Annotated in this window: 12 protein-coding genes and 1 tRNA gene; 11 read left to right on the top strand and 2 right to left on the bottom strand. The window is 65.8% G+C overall.

Features of this window, described 5'->3' with window-relative positions:
• Window positions 1-16: 16 nt before the first annotated feature.
• Entirely contained in the window at window positions 17-922 is a 906-nt protein-coding gene (gene cysD / locus FHQ07_RS00175; protein WP_139714734.1) for a sulfate adenylyltransferase subunit CysD, read from the top strand.
• Window positions 922-2,799 carry a sulfate adenylyltransferase subunit CysN gene (gene cysN, locus FHQ07_RS00180; RefSeq protein ID WP_139714735.1) on the top strand — a complete coding sequence of 626 codons (1,878 nt, stop codon included), beginning with the start codon at window positions 922-924 and terminating at the stop codon, window positions 2,797-2,799. Before cysD ends, cysN begins: the two co-directional genes overlap by 1 nt.
• A 70-nt stretch (window positions 2,800-2,869) precedes the next feature.
• Here cysN and FHQ07_RS00185 read toward each other — a convergent pair whose 3' ends face one another.
• Both FHQ07_RS00185 and FHQ07_RS00190 read right to left on the bottom strand, forming a co-directional pair.
• Window positions 2,870-3,745, bottom strand: a complete 876-nt coding sequence (locus FHQ07_RS00185) for a hypothetical protein (protein WP_139714736.1) — start codon at window positions 3,743-3,745, stop codon at window positions 2,870-2,872.
• A gap of 143 nt (window positions 3,746-3,888) precedes the next feature.
• Window positions 3,889-3,963, bottom strand: a tRNA-Val gene (locus FHQ07_RS00190).
• Between the two features lie 249 nt (window positions 3,964-4,212).
• Here FHQ07_RS00190 and FHQ07_RS00195 point away from each other — a divergent pair.
• The 9 genes from FHQ07_RS00195 (at window position 4,213) to FHQ07_RS00235 (ending at window position 14,579) form a co-directional block, all read left to right on the top strand.
• Window positions 4,213-4,839 carry a polysaccharide biosynthesis/export family protein gene (locus FHQ07_RS00195; RefSeq protein WP_168191408.1) on the top strand — a complete coding sequence of 209 codons (627 nt, stop codon included), beginning with the start codon at window positions 4,213-4,215 and terminating at the stop codon, window positions 4,837-4,839.
• Window positions 4,840-4,860: 21 nt separating this feature from the next.
• Window positions 4,861-7,170, top strand: a complete 2,310-nt coding sequence (locus FHQ07_RS00200) for a GumC family protein (RefSeq protein ID WP_139714738.1) — start codon at window positions 4,861-4,863, stop codon at window positions 7,168-7,170.
• Between the two features lie 40 nt (window positions 7,171-7,210).
• Complete coding sequence (locus FHQ07_RS00205) at window positions 7,211-8,548, top strand: J domain-containing protein (protein WP_168191409.1); 1,338 nt, start codon at window positions 7,211-7,213, stop codon at window positions 8,546-8,548.
• Window positions 8,545-9,501 carry a tetratricopeptide repeat protein gene (locus tag FHQ07_RS00210; protein WP_139714740.1) on the top strand — a complete coding sequence of 319 codons (957 nt, stop codon included), beginning with the start codon at window positions 8,545-8,547 and terminating at the stop codon, window positions 9,499-9,501. The genes FHQ07_RS00205 and FHQ07_RS00210 overlap by 4 nt, the downstream gene beginning before the upstream one ends.
• A complete protein-coding gene (locus FHQ07_RS00215; RefSeq protein ID WP_139714741.1) occupies window positions 9,414-9,767 on the top strand; it encodes a hypothetical protein in 354 nt (117 codons plus the stop codon). The genes FHQ07_RS00210 and FHQ07_RS00215 overlap by 88 nt, the downstream gene beginning before the upstream one ends.
• Window positions 9,768-9,881: 114 nt before the next feature.
• A complete protein-coding gene (locus FHQ07_RS00220) occupies window positions 9,882-10,340 on the top strand; it encodes a hypothetical protein (protein ID WP_139714742.1) in 459 nt (152 codons plus the stop codon).
• 104 nt (window positions 10,341-10,444) lie between these two features.
• On the top strand, window positions 10,445-11,926 hold the full coding sequence (locus tag FHQ07_RS00225; protein WP_139714743.1) for an O-antigen ligase family protein: 1,482 nt from the start codon (window positions 10,445-10,447) through the stop codon (window positions 11,924-11,926).
• 37 nt (window positions 11,927-11,963) lie between these two features.
• Window positions 11,964-13,247 (top strand): Vi polysaccharide biosynthesis UDP-N-acetylglucosamine C-6 dehydrogenase TviB, encoded by a 1,284-nt coding sequence (tviB, locus tag FHQ07_RS00230; protein ID WP_139714744.1) that lies wholly within the window; start codon window positions 11,964-11,966, stop codon window positions 13,245-13,247.
• Window positions 13,248-13,340: 93 nt separating this feature from the next.
• Window positions 13,341-14,579 (top strand): O-antigen ligase family protein, encoded by a 1,239-nt coding sequence (locus FHQ07_RS00235; protein ID WP_168191410.1) that lies wholly within the window; start codon window positions 13,341-13,343, stop codon window positions 14,577-14,579.
• Window positions 14,580-14,583 lie beyond the last annotated feature (4 nt).

Genomic DNA, 14,583 nt, shown 5'->3' on the forward strand with positions numbered 1-14,583 from the left:
AACGCATCTCGTGGCCTTGAACGCAGCGCTCTCCCATCTCGATCGGCTGGAAGCCGAAAGCATCCACATCCTGCGCGAAGTCGCGGCCGAATTCCGCAACCCGGTGATGCTGTATTCCGTCGGCAAGGACAGCTCCGTGCTGCTGCACCTGCTGCAGAAGGCGTTTCATCCGGCGCGTCCGCCGATCCCGCTGCTGCACGTCGATACCGGCTGGAAGTTCCGCGAGATGATCGAATTCCGCGATCGCCGCGCCGCCGAAACCGGCATCGAACTGCGCGTGCACACCAATCCCGAAGGCCTGGCGCAGGGCATCGGCCCGATCAGCCACGGCGCGACCGTGCACACCGACGTGATGAAGACCCAGGCGCTGAAGCAGGCGCTGGACAAGTGGGGCTTCGACGCCGCCATCGGCGGCGCGCGCCGCGACGAGGAGAAGTCGCGCGCCAAGGAACGCATCTTCAGCTTCCGCAACGCGCAGCACCGCTGGGACCCGAAGAACCAGCGCCCCGAGCTGTGGAACCTGTACAACACCCGCGTGCACAAGGGCGAGTCGGTGCGCGCGTTCCCGATCAGCAACTGGACCGAGCTCGACGTCTGGCTGTACATCTACCGCGAGAACATCCCGGTGCCGTCCTTGTACCTGGCACGGGAGCGCCCGGTGGTCGAACGCGACGGCGCGCTGATCCTGGTCGACGACGGACGCCTGCCGCTGCGCGCGGGCGAAACGCCTGCGCTCAAGCGCGTGCGCTTCCGCACCCTGGGCTGCTATCCGCTGACCGGCGCGATCGAATCCGAGGCCGACACGCTGGAGAAGATCATCGCCGAGATGCTGGTGGCCACATCGTCGGAACGGCAGGGACGGGTGATCGACCACGATCCCACTGCATCGATGGAGAAGAAGAAGCAGGAAGGGTATTTCTGATGGCCGCGCACGACGCCGACGCGCAGGTCGCCGCCTACCTGCAACAGCACGAGACCAAGGGCCTGCTGCGCTTCATCACCTGCGGCAGCGTCGACGACGGCAAGAGCACCCTGATCGGGCGCCTGCTGCACGACACGAAACTCTTGCTCGACGACCAGGTGGCCGCGCTGGAAGCGGACAGCCGCAAGCACGGCACCCAGAACGGCGAGCTCGACTTCGCCCTGCTGGTCGATGGCCTGGCCGCCGAGCGCGAGCAGGGCATCACCATCGATGTCGCCTACCGCTTCTTCGGCACCGAGCGGCGCAAGTTCATCGTCGCCGACTGCCCCGGCCACGAGCAGTACACCCGCAACATGGCCACCGGCGCATCGACCGCCGACCTCGCGGTGGTGCTGGTCGATGCGCGCAAGGGCCTGCTGACGCAGACCCATCGGCACAGCTACATCGTCTCGCTGCTCGGCATCAGGCACGTGGTGCTGGCGGTGAACAAGATGGACCTGGTGGGTTACGACCAATCCGTGTTCGATGCCATCGTCGCCGGTTATCGCGAACTCGCGGCGCAGCTGGGCATCCCGCAGGTGCAGGCGATCCCGCTGTCGGCGCTGAAGGGCGACAACATGATCGCGGCCTCGACGGCGATGCCTTGGTACGCGGGGCCGTCGCTGCTGGAACACCTGGAAAGCGTGCGCGTCGAGCCGGCATCCGCCGCCGCCTTCCGCCTGCCGGTGCAGTGGGTCAACCGGCCCCACCAGGATTTCCGCGGGTTCGCCGGCACCATCGTCGGCGGCCGGGTGGCGGTGGGCGACGAGGTCGCGGTGCTGCCGTCGGGGCGGCGTTCGACCGTGGCGCGCATCGTCACCATGGATGGCGACCTCGCCGGCGCCGGCGACGGGCAGGCGGTCACCCTGGTCCTGGCGGACGAAGTCGATGCCAGCCGCGGCGACGTGATCGCCGCAGCGATCGACCCGCCGGAAGTGGCCGACCAGTTCGCCGCGCACCTGCTGTGGATGGGCGACGAGCGCCTGCTGCCGGGCCGTCCCTACCTGTTCAAGCTGGGCGCGCGCACGGTCGGCGCCTCGGTCACCGAGATCAAGCACAAGATCGACGTCAACACGCAGGAACGCCTGGCCGCCAAGCACCTCGAACTCAACGAGGTCGCCTACTGCAACCTGCACCTCGACCAGTCGGTCGCGTTCGAGCCCTACGCGCGCAACCGGGCGCTCGGCGGCTTCATCCTGATCGATCGCCAGACCAATGCCACGGTCGCGGCCGGCACCCTGGACTTCGCCCTGCGCCGCGCCGGCAACATCCACTGGCAGCACATGGACGTGGACAAGCAGGCGCGTGCCCGGATCAAGCACCAGAAGCCGCGCTGCCTGTGGTTCACCGGCCTGTCCGGCGCCGGCAAGTCGACCATCGCCAACCTGGTCGAGAAGAAGCTGCTGGCGATGGGCCAGCACACCTACCTGCTGGACGGCGACAACGTCCGCCACGGCCTGAACAAGGACCTGGGCTTCACTGACGAGGATCGCGTGGAAAACATCCGCCGGGTGGCGGAGGTGGCGAAGTTGATGACCGATGCCGGCCTGATCGTGCTGGTCAGCTTCATCAGCCCGTTCCGCGCCGAGCGCGAGATGGCGCGTTCGCTGTTCGGCGAGGGCGAGTTCCTGGAGGTGTTCGTCGACACCCCGCTGGCCGAGGCCGAGCGGCGCGACGTCAAGGGACTGTATGCCAAGGCGCGCCGCGGCGAATTGCGCAATTTCACCGGGATCGACTCGCCCTACGAAATCCCGGAGGTGCCGGAACTGCACCTGAATGCCGGCGATGCGGATCCGGCCACGCTCGCGGAACGGGTGATCGCGGCGCTGGAGCTGTAGGCGAAACCGGCGATCGAGCCAAACAGAAGGCCCGCTTGCGCGGGCCTTCTGTTTGACCGGTCGGGTTGAGTCAGTTGAGCGTCGGCTGCGGCGCCGCTGCGCAGTAAGGCAGGTCGTGCCAACGGCCCAGCCAGCGGCGGATCCACATGTTGAGGGTGGCGCCGGTATAGCCCTTCTCGCAGATGTTCTGGCACCAGGTCAGCTGGGTGCCGGTATAGCCGGAGCTGGCGCAGGTGGTGACCGGGCCGGCCGTCCCGGCGGACAGCGCCACCCCATTGATCATGAACGCCGCAATGCCTGGCGCCGCGGGATTGCTCGCTCCGGTGCCGCCCGGGAGGAACCAGCTCCACGGAAGGGGGGCATACACGACCGTGCCTGCGCCGTAGCTGTACATCAACGAGACTGCCTGGGCGGGATCGTTCGTCGTCGTCAGGACTTGAACGCCCACCGGCAGCGATGCAACCGGCGTCGAGCCGTGGGCGGAGCAGTTGCCGCCATCCATCGATGCGTTGGTCAGCGTGCCGCCAGGGCCCGATATGGCGGGCGAAGTGGGAGGCAGGTCGATCTCGGAAAAGCAGTTATAGTTGTTGTATGAGATCGCCGGTGCGCCCGGAAGCTGGCTGCCGGTGCTGGCGTTGGGAATCCAATCGGAGATGATCAGCCCCATGCCGGCATTCACCGCGCTGGCGATGTCGGCGTTCGCCGCATAGCCGCCGCACGACTCCCAAACGAGCCCATCGAGGCCTGCCAGCGTCGCCGGCGAAATGCTCGCCAATCCGACAGGCGTATGCCCGGCTGCGGTGATCGCCGCAGCCTTGTCGCCGGGGCCCGAGCAGGTCTGCCCGGTCACGTACCCGATATTCCCGGCGTGCACTTCTGCCGGCGCGAGCAGGCTTGCGGCGCTGCCGAGTGCGGCAAGACAAAACACATGGAACTTCATGTTCATTCTGGCCCCCTGAATTCGCCCGGCCCCCGGGCGTCCACGCAGAGTGTAAGTCAGTTCCTCAAAGAAATGAGCCGCGGCGCACGTTCCAGGAGGCTTTGCCAGCGCCCACGAAAAAGCCGGCGCAAGGCCGGCTTTTCCGTATCTGGTGGGCGGTGCAGGGTTCGAACCTGCGACCCTCGCCGTGTGAAGGCGATGCTCTACCGCTGAGCTAACCGCCCGGTCGGGCCGCGCATTCTACATGAATACCAGCAGAGGGCAACGGGTCCCGCTGCGAAGTGTGCATCGCATTCACATGCGCATGGCGAGACTGCGGGGCAGCGCGCTTGCGCGATTGATGCATCACCGCATAATGGCAAGCCCACCGAGGGAATCAAATGATGTCGAGACTCTGGATTCGCACCGCCCTGGTTCTACTCCTCGGTGCAATGCTTGCAGCCTGTTCCAGCGGTGGTGAGACGAGGGGGCGGATGACTACCGCCAAGGCGGGTGCGTTGCCTGCACCGGATACTACCGCGGCATCTGGCGCCTACGAAGGCGCCACCGATTACCGGATCGGCGCGCAGGACCTGCTGGAAATCAGCATATTCGGCGTGCAGGAGCTGAACAAGGAGGTCCGGGTCAACTCCAACGGCCAGGTTTCACTGCCGTTGATCGGCGGCATGATGGCGGGCGGCAAGACCATCCCCGAGTTCGAGGCTGAACTGGCGAAGAAGTATTCCGAGGGATTCCTGCAGAACCCGCAGGTCAGCGTGTTCGTGAAAGAGTTCACCAGCCAGCGCATTACCCTCGAAGGCGCGGTCGCCAAGCCCGGCATCTATCCGATCACCGGGCGCACGTCATTGTTGCAGGCCATTGCGCTGGCCGGTGGCGTGGACGACAAGCTGGCGGACCTGGGCGGCATCGTCCTGATGCGGAAAGTGGCTGGCAAGCGTCAGGCTGCCGTATACGACTTGCGCGAGGTGCGCAGGGGCAATATCGAGGATCCGCAACTCTACGGCGACGACATCATCGTGGTTGAGCAGTCCGGCTCGAAGACCGCGTTCCGCCGATTCATCGAGTCCATGCCGATACTCGGCGTGTTCCGCTGGTTCTGATCCGTCAGGGACGAAGATCATATGACCCAAGACCAATTTCCGGTTGACGCGCCGGGCGATGGCGGCAACCTGCCGGCACGCCACGATCCGCGCGCGCGCCAGCAGCTCTCGCAGATGCGCTCCGCTGCCACCTCGCTTGCGCTGGACATCCAGGAAGAATTGCGCGACGACGAGATCGATCTGCTTGCGTACTGGCACATCTTGGTCAAACGTCGCTGGATGGTGTTGAGCATCCTCGCCGGGGTGGTGGCTCTGGCGCTGTTGATCACGTTGCTGACCACGCCCGTTTACCGGGCCAGCGTATTGCTGGAATTGCAGAAGGAAGGCACGCAAGTCGTACAGGTAGGGGGCGTTCAGCCTGGCGATTTTGGCGGAGGCTGGGATCCGGAGTTCCTGCAAACGCAATACAGGCTCATCCAGAGCCAATCGTTGGCCGAGCGTGTGGCGAATGAACTCGACTTGGATCGGACGACTCTGGGTGATCTGAATCAATCGGGCTGGTTCAGTCGCATGTTGGCGCTGTTGCAGCCGCAGTCGAAGCAGCAGGCGAAGAAGCGCGGGGCGGCCGATGCGCGGCAGGACGCGCAGCAAGAGCTGATGGCTGCGGCCGGCATTGTCCGTCGGGGGCTGAACGTGGAACCCGTGCGCGATTCGCGGTTGGTGCGCATCAACTACGACAGCACGATCCCCGGATTCTCGGTGCGGGTTGCGAACGCGGTGGCCGAGGGCTTCATTGCCGCCGGCCTCGAACGCAGATTCGGGGCGACTTCGTATGCGAAGACCTACCTGGAGGATCAGCTCAGATTGACCAAGGCGAAGCTCGAGGATTCCGAACGCAAGCTAGTCGTCTTCGCGCAGAAGGAAAACTTGGTCAATACCGGGGAAAACGGGCAGTCGCTGGCCACCCAGAACTTGACCGACCTCAATGCGCAACTAGCCACGGCGCAGGGCCAGCGCATCCGCGCCGAAGCGCGCTGGCGGCAGGCCTCCGGCGGCGGCGCGATGCCGTCCGACATGATGGCCGTGTCCAGTGTGCCGTCATTGCGCCAGCAGCGCGGCACATTGCTGGCGCAGTACCAGGAGAAGCTGGGCAGGTTCAAGCCGGATTACCCGGACATGGTGGCGCTGAAGGGCCAGATCGACGAGATTGATCGCCAGATCGGCGCCGAATTGGGCAGCGTGCGCGCTTCGGTTAAGGCGGAATACGATGCAGCCGCCAAGCAGGAAGGCATGCTCAAGGGGCAGATCGCAGCCTTGCGCGGGCAGGCGCTCGATGTCGATGGCCGCAGCATCCAGTACAACATCCTGAAGCGCGAAGCCGACACGAACCGCCAGCTCTACGACAGCTTATTGCAGCGCTACAAGGAAGTGGGCGTGGCGGGCGACGTGCGCGCCAACAACGTGTCCATCATCGATCGCGCGCAAATCGCATGGCGGGTCAAGCCCAACCTGTTCACCAACCTTGCCCTCGGCGTATTGCTCGGCGGTTTGCTCGGCGTGTTGGTCGCGTTGCTGCTCGAGTTCCTGGACGACACCCTGAAGACGCCGGTGGACGTCGAACAGAAGCTCAAGCTGGCGGTGCTGGGCGTCATCCCGAAGCTGGGCGCGAAGGACAGTATGGCGGCGGCGGCGGGGAATCCGCAGTCGTCCTTCTCGGAGGCGTATCGTTCCGTGCGCACGGCCTTGCAGTTCTCGACCGACCGCGGCGTGCCCAAGACCCTGCTGATCACCAGCAGCGGCCCGGGCGAAGGCAAATCGACCACGGCGCTGGCGCTGGCCCGCAACTTCGCGCAATTGGGCAAGCGCGTGCTGCTGATCGAGGCGGACCTGCGCAACCCGTCGCTGCATCGCACCTTGGGCCTGCGCGGGCATGGCGTCGGCTTGAGCAACCTGCTGGCGGGCGCCTGCACCCTCAACGAAGCCACTCTGGATACCGACGAGCAGGGCCTGAAGGTCATCCTGGCCGGCCCGCTGCCGCCGAATCCCGCCGAATTGCTGTCCGGCACCAAGCTGGTGTCCGCGCTGACCGTGGTGGCGGAACGCTACGACCAGGTCATCCTCGACGGCCCGCCGGTGCTGGGGCTTGCGGATGCGCCGATCTTGGCGAATTCGGTGGACGGCACTTTGTTGATGGTCAACAGCGCGAAAACCAAGATTAATGCCGCGCGCGCGGCGTTGAAGCGGTTGCTAGCGGCGCGAGCGCGCATCGTGGGCGCCTTGCTGGCCAAGTACGATGTCCGTAGCGCGGGCTACAGCTACGGCTACGGGTACCACTACCACTACGAGTCGTATTACGCCTACGGCGGCGACCGCAAATTGACCAAGAGCTGATCCGATGGTCGGCGCGAGGGGGAGCGCGCTGGAATGGGCCTTGGCGCTGTTGCGTGCGCCGGGGGAACGCCATGCATTGCGGCAGAAACCGCTTCCGCTAGGTATGGATCGTCTGTTGGGCGTTGCCGCCGGCGCCATGCCCGATGCGCTTGCCGAGGCCGCGCGCGATTCGGGCGAAACGGAAGCGCGGGTGCAGGAAGCCGCGCAGTTCTATGCTCGCGAAGTGCTGTTGCATGCACAAGCCGATGCCTACCGCGTGCTTGGCGTGGAAGCCGACGCGGATGCCGAGCAGATCAAGGCCCACTACCGCCTGTTGCAGCACTGGCTGCATCCGGACCGCATGCGCGACGAGGACGATGCAATCTTTGCCGCGCGCGTGAACATCGCCTGGAACCGGCTGCGCAGCCGGGAACGGCGCAAGGCTTATGACGAGGCATTCCGGCAGGACGATGCGCCGGAAACGTTCGACGCCGGCAGCGCGCTGCGTAGCGTGCCTGCCTGGGCGCCGGAGGCCGAGATCCCGCACAGCCGTTGGCGGCAGCGCCTGCCCGTGCTGGTGTTGACGGTATCCTCCATCTTGCTGGTGATGCTGATCCTGCGCGACATGGATGGCAGGCCAGATACGTGGCAGGACGCGGAGCATGAGAAGTCGGTCGGGACGGCGGCTGGGGACGGACTGGGGATTTCGGTGCCTCGGCGCGACGAGGGACGGCTTCCGGAATCCGGGCCGCGCAAACTTGCCGAGCGGGTTCGCAATGCGATCAGGCATGCGATCGCGGATCCCGAGCTGCATGACGCTACCGTGGCCACTGTCTTGCATGCTCCCGAAGCCGTGCCGCAAGCGCGACTGCACAGTCGCGAAATGGCCGGACAGGCGATCCGGATTATTCAAGCCCCAGTTTCATTGTCTGCGAACGACGAGGTACAGGCACAGATCGCTGCGCCCGTGATTGCCGATGCCGTGGCGGTCGCGCACCGCGGCGCTCCGGCGTCGATCAACGAGCAGGCCCAGCCGGTGCCAACCAGCCGGCCAGCAGCGGAGGCGCCGACATTGCCGGATGCTGCGCGCGTCCGGCAGGCATGGGCCACCGGCGACCAGTTGCTGCGTTACATGGCCGCGGTCGGCAGGCCGCCACCCGCGATCTGGAACAGCCCGGTCATCCAATCCAGCGCGAACCGCATGCGGCAAGACCTGCACGATACCGGGCGGGTGCGTCTGTCAGCCGGGCAATGGCAGATCGGCAACGAGAATGCCGTGCTGACGTCGGCCTACGCGGTGCGTGGCGAAAACGCCAGTGTCGGTCGTCTGACCGCCGACATGATCTGGCGGGAAGATCGCTGGCTGGTGATCGGTCTGAGCATGGAGCGCACTCAATGAAACCGATTCTGCGCTTCCTGGTGATATTTGCCATCCTCCCCTTCATCCTGATCGCCGGTTGGCGCATCGTCGGGCAGATGCAGTCGGAGCGCTATGCGGACACCGAACCGGAACGCGCCCTGCGCTGGCGGCCGAATCATCCGCAGGCGCTGCTGGTGTTGGCGGAACGCCAGCTCACCCAGGGCGATTTCGCCGCGGCGCGGGACAGTGCCCGCCGACTGCTGGTTCACGAACCCCTGCAGGGCGTCGCCTTCCGCGTGTTGGCCGCGGCGGCGGATCGCCAGGGGCGGCGTGCCGAAGCCTTCCGCTTGTACCTCATTGCCGAACGCCGGGCGCCGCGGGACCTGCCGACCCGCGCCTGGCTGACGCAGCGTTATTTGGAGCAGGGCGATTTCGTGCGGGCGCTGGCGCAGATCGACCGCATCCTGCGGATGTCCCCGCAACGCGCGGAGAGTCTGCATCCTGTGCTGGTGCAGCTTGCGCAGGATCCGGAATTCGCGGATGCGCTTGCCGCTGTCCTGCGCCAGGATCCGCCATGGCGTCGGGGCATTCTTGCCGCATTGCGCGACCCCAAGAGCGGGAATCCGTCGGCTGCCGGGCGGGTGATGCAGGCCTTGCAGAACCGGGGTGGGTTGAGTGCGGAGGAATATGCGGCCTGGCTGGACGGGTTGATCGCCCAAGGGCGCTGGGGCGAAGCCTACGCGCGCTGGGCGGGGCGGGTGCCGAAGCCCGGCGGACGCCTGCCGCTGGTCTACAACGGCGACTTCGCGCAGGTACCGTCCGGCGCCGGCTTCGATTGGCGGCTGCGCCGCGTCGCAGGCGTGCTGCTGCAGTTCGAGTCAGACGCGGGGGCGGGGGAGGGCAGATGGCCTACCTGCATTTCCTGGATCGCCGCGTGCCGAACGCCGGGCTGGAACAGCCGTTGCTGCTTTCGCCGGGCAATTATCGGCTGACCCTGCGGATGCGGGCCCAAGGGCTGCGCAGCGAACTGGGCTTGCAATGGATGGTCACCTGTTCGGGGCCGGGTGGGGTGGCGGGGCGTACCGAGCCGGTCGACGGCAGTTTCGGTTGGCGTACATTCGAAGCGGACATCGCGATTCCACCAACCGGCTGCCCTGGTCAATGGCTGCGGCTGGTGAACCCCGTTCCCTCCGGCGCAGCGCAGCGCGTGATGGGCGAACTCTGGGTGGACGACGTGAAGGTCATATTGCAAAAGTGAACGAAATACCCATGATAAATCATGGGGGTAAGTGTTGCATTTGCCGGGATGTGGCATTAGCCTTGTCGAGACTGAAGATTAGCGTCTACGCAACGCAGACCAAGGATGATCGTCATGAAGAAGTTCGCGTTCGCCCTTGTCGCGCTTTCCGCGGCCTTCGTTGCGCCTGCCATCGCCCAGGGGCAGAACAAGAGCGATTGGGACAAGATCGTGCTGGAGGACAAGGCGGGCAACGTCATGACCAGCACCGGCGGCGACTACCAGACCGCCGACGTCGGCAAGCTGCTGATCGTCGGCGAGCACATGATGCTCGGCGATGCCACCAAGGCCAAGGTCGTCTATTACGAACTCGACGACGAGGGCAAGGTCGTCGACAAGTGCGTCAAGGACTACACCGATCCGGATACCTACATCATCGATGCCGTCTGCACGCCGGCCGCCGCATGGTTGAATGGCGGCCACATCAGCGGCGCGAATGCGGGTGTCATTGCAGGTGCGGCCGTGATCGGCGCGGCGCTGATCAATTCCGGTAGTTCCAAGGACAACGGCGCGATCAGCACCGGTGCTCGCTGATCGAGCACCGGGGTTGACCAAGGAATAGCCGGCAGGGCAGGTCGAAAGGCCTGCCCTGTTCGTTTCTGCATGCTGATGCGCGTACGCGATGCCGGATTCCCGCCATGCCCATGATCGACACGCTCCGCCGTACGTTGTTGCCCGCCTTGCTCGGCGGGTTGTTGGTCGCGGTATGGCTGGGCGGCGGCGTCACCGAGGACAGCACCGCCACCGATGAGTGGCTGCAGTTGTTGGCATTGCCGTTGCTTGCGGCGGCCGTCATGGTTCTGGTCGCAGAGTTCCCGCAAGACGGTTACCGCCGTTGTGGCATCGCCATCGCACTATTGATCGTCGCCGTGCCATTGCTGCAATTGCTGCCCGTGCCTGCGGCTTGGTGGAACCTGCCGCCCGCGCGCGGTGCGTTGGTTGCCGACCTGCAACAGGCAGGCGTCGCGGCGCTCCGCGATCATTGGACGCTGGCGCCTCACGCCACCGAAAACGCGCTTTGGGCATCGCTGCCCGCACTGGCTGCGTTTCTTGCTGTACTCGCGATGGGTGCCGGGCGTCGGCGCAGGCTGGTGCAGGCCATCATCCTGCTGGTGCTGTTCAACGTCGGGTTCGCATTCTTCCAGGTGGGTCTGCCGCAAGGCAGTGCCCTGCGCTTGTACCAGGAGTTCGATGCCGGTTTCGGCGGCCTGCTGGCCAATACCAACCACCAGGCCACGGCGTGCATCATCGCCATGGTGCTGGCGGTGGGCTTGGCGGTGGAGTCCAGGCTCCGCGTCGAACGCGGCGAAACCCGGCCGCACATGCCCTGGTGGTATGCGGCCCTAGCCGGCTGCCTGCTGTTGATGGTGCCGTTGAGCACGGCGCGGGCGGGGATGGCCATCGCCTTGCCGGCGCTGGCCGCCGTATTGCTGCTCACCGGCGGACTGCGGCCTTCGCGGATCGGGCGCAGCAAGCGTGCGACTGCGCTGGCGCTCGGATTGGCCCTGTTGGCGATCGTTGGGGTGCGCGCCGCCCTGGGCTGGATGGCGGTGGACGAGGCCGAGGAACTGCGCCACATCATCCGTGCCGCCGCGGTCGCGACCGGCAAGACGGAGGCGCCGCTGGGCAGCGGCGCCGGCAGTTTCGTCCCCGTGTTCGAGACGTCGTCCCCCCCTTCGCTGTGGCTGGCCCATTACGTCAACCACGCGCATAACGAATACGCCCAATGGTGGCTCGAAACGGGCTGGCTGGGGATGCTGGTGCTGGCATTCGCGCTGGCGCTGCTGGCCATCTGCATCTGGCGCATCGCACGGCTGCGTTCGCGCGGCGGCGATGCCAACCTGGCCGCATCCTGCTGCGTGGCCGTCTGCGCGGTGTTGGCGCATTCCTGGGCGGACTACCCCTTGCGCACCACCGCCCTGATGACCACGACGGCGATGCTGGCCGGGTTGATGTTGGGCGCGTTGGCGGATGCGCTGGTGCGGGAGAAATCCCGGCGTCGCATCCGCCACGAGCGTGGGACGTCGGTGCAGGGCGACGGCGCCTTGCCGCAAGCCGCGGCAGCGGAATGGCCTCGCGCGGGCCATGGCGAGGACGCGGACACGACGCAACCGGCATAATGTCGCACCGCAATAAGCGATCTGGAGCCGGCGACATATGCCGTCGAAACGACTGGAACATGCGCGCATCGCCATCGTCGGTCTTGGCTATGTCGGCTTGCCGCTGGCGGTCGAATTCGGCAAGCGCTACGACACGATCGGTTTCGACATCAACGCCGCCCGCATCGCGGAATTGCGCCAGGGGCGCGACAGCACGCTGGAGGTGGAACCCGAGCTGCTGGCGCAGGCCGCGCGGCTCGCCTTCACCGACGCGCTGGACGGCATCGCCGGCTGCGATGTCTTCATCGTCACCGTGCCGACCCCGATCGATGCCGCCAAGCGCCCCGACCTGACCCCCCTGGTGAAGGCCTCCGAGGCGATCGGCAAGGTGTTGAAGCCCGGCGACACCGTGGTCTATGAGTCCACCGTCTATCCGGGCTGCACCGAGGAAGTCTGCATCCCGATCCTCGAACGCGTGTCCGGGCTGAGGTTCAACGCGGACTTCTTCGCCGGCTACAGCCCGGAACGCATCAATCCCGGCGACAAGGAACACCGCGTCACCAACATCCTGAAAGTGACCTCCGGCTCGACGCCGGAGGCCGCGGACTTCGTCGATGCGCTGTACGCCAGCATCATCACCGCGGGCACCCACAAGGCACCGAGCATCAAGGTCGCCGAGGCCGCCAAGGTCATCGAGAACACCCAGCGCGACCTCAACATCGCGCTGGTCAACGACCTCGCGATCCTGTTCAACAAGCTGGGCATCGATACGCTGGACGTGCTGGAAGCGGCAGGCACCAAGTGGAACTTCCTGCCGTTCCGGCCCGGCCTGGTCGGGGGCCACTGCATCAGCGTCGATCCGTACTACCTGACCCACAAGGCGCAGGAGGTCGGCCACCATCCGCAGGTGATCCTGGCCGGCCGCCGCACCAACGACGGCATGGGCGGCTACGTCGCCGACCAGGTCCTGAAGCTGATGGTGCGAAAGGGCATCAACCCGGTCGGCGCGCGCGTGCTGCTGCTGGGGCTGGCGTTCAAGGAAAACTGCCCGGACCTGCGCAACACCCGCGTGGTGGACATCATCGAGACGCTGCGCGGGTACAGCTGCAGCGTGGACGTGCACGATCCGTGGGTGGACGCCGCCGAGGCGACCCATGAATACGGGCTTGCGCCGATCCCGGCGCCGGAGCGGGGCGCCTATGACGCCATCGTGCTTGCGGTCGGCCACGACCAGTTCCGGGCATTGGGCGGCCAGGGCGTGCGCGACTTCGGCAAGCCGTTGTCGGTGGTGTACGACGTGAAGTGCCTGTTGCCGCGGGAGGCGGTGGATGGGAGGCTGTGAAATGGCGGTCCTAGACGCAAACGGAAGTGACGACACGAGATGAAAATTCGTGTTGCGAGGTTGCCTGCATCGACACTGCTCCGCAGGGCTGCCTTGGCCTACCTCATCGTCTGGGTGCTCTCGCCACCTCTTGCATATGGTGCCATGTGGCGTTTCATTGCCTTGTCTGCCATGGTGACTTGGCTGCTACTCGAACTGGCAGCCCCGCGAAGTGTTTTGCTGAAGCCGTCGTGGCCGGTGCTCGGCACCGTCGTCTTCCTCGGCTACACCGCCTTCGTGGAATGGCTGGTCCCGGATGCGGGAGAGATCAGCCGACACTTCCAGATATGGATCATGTTCTTCTTCCTGCTGGTGGGGGAAAGCCTGGGCAGGGGGCGCGACGGGGATGCAAGGCTGTGCTTCTGGCTGGTGCTGCTGGTGCTGCCAATCTGGTCGATTGCGACCTTGCGTGGCATCGAGACGATTGCGGTCGACGTGGCGCGCACTATCAGTCGCTCATCCGACGAGGCGAGGACATTGGCCGGGCAGGGCGTAGGTGGATACGGGTTTGTCTATACAGTCTTGTTGTGCCTGCCATTCCTCGCCTGGTTCGCCACCCGTCCCCGCAGCGCTGCCGCGACCATGGGGGCGCGTGGTTGGCGCAGGCGTGGGGTGATGACGCTGCTGATGCTCAATTTCCTGCTGGGTTACCTGCTGCTGTTGCGTGCCGGCTACACCATCGGGCTTGTGTTGGCGGCCATTGCGCTTTGCCTGGTGTTGCTGGTGCGTGCGCGGGGTGGCTTGCGCCTGGCGATCTCGCTGTCGCTATCTGCGATGCTGGTGCTGCTGGCTGCCTTCGCGCTGCGCCCGGCACTGGATGGCCTGCAGGGGGCTGCGGCGGGAACCGAGTACGCGGCGAAGGTTCGCGATGTGCGCCGCTCGCTGGATGAAGACCAGAGCACCGGCACGGTAGGGGACCGCGCGGAACGCTACCAGCGCAGTATGCGGTTGGCCCTGGAGAATCCGGTGATGGGCACCCTGACCTTTGATCACGTGGGAAAACACTCGGCCGCGCTGGATCGTTACGCCCAGTACGGATTCGTGATCGGAACCCTGTTCCTGCTGTTGCTCGTGTACCTGCCTTGGAGATTCGTGCGCGACCGGCGGGTGCCGTTCGGTCCCGCGTTGGCATTCCTGGCGGTCGCGCTTGCGTTCCCCCTCCTGAACAACGTCTTCATGTCTTGGGGCCTGATCCTGTACGTGTTCTCGCGTGGGGCACTGGCGGTGATGGGCATCCCGCTGCAGCGGGAGCGGCGGCTAGGCCACGCCCCGGGAGTGCCTGCGCATGCGTGACACG

The sequence above is a fragment of the Thermomonas aquatica genome (assembly GCF_006337105.1).
GTDB lineage: Bacteria > Pseudomonadota > Gammaproteobacteria > Xanthomonadales > Xanthomonadaceae > Thermomonas > Thermomonas aquatica.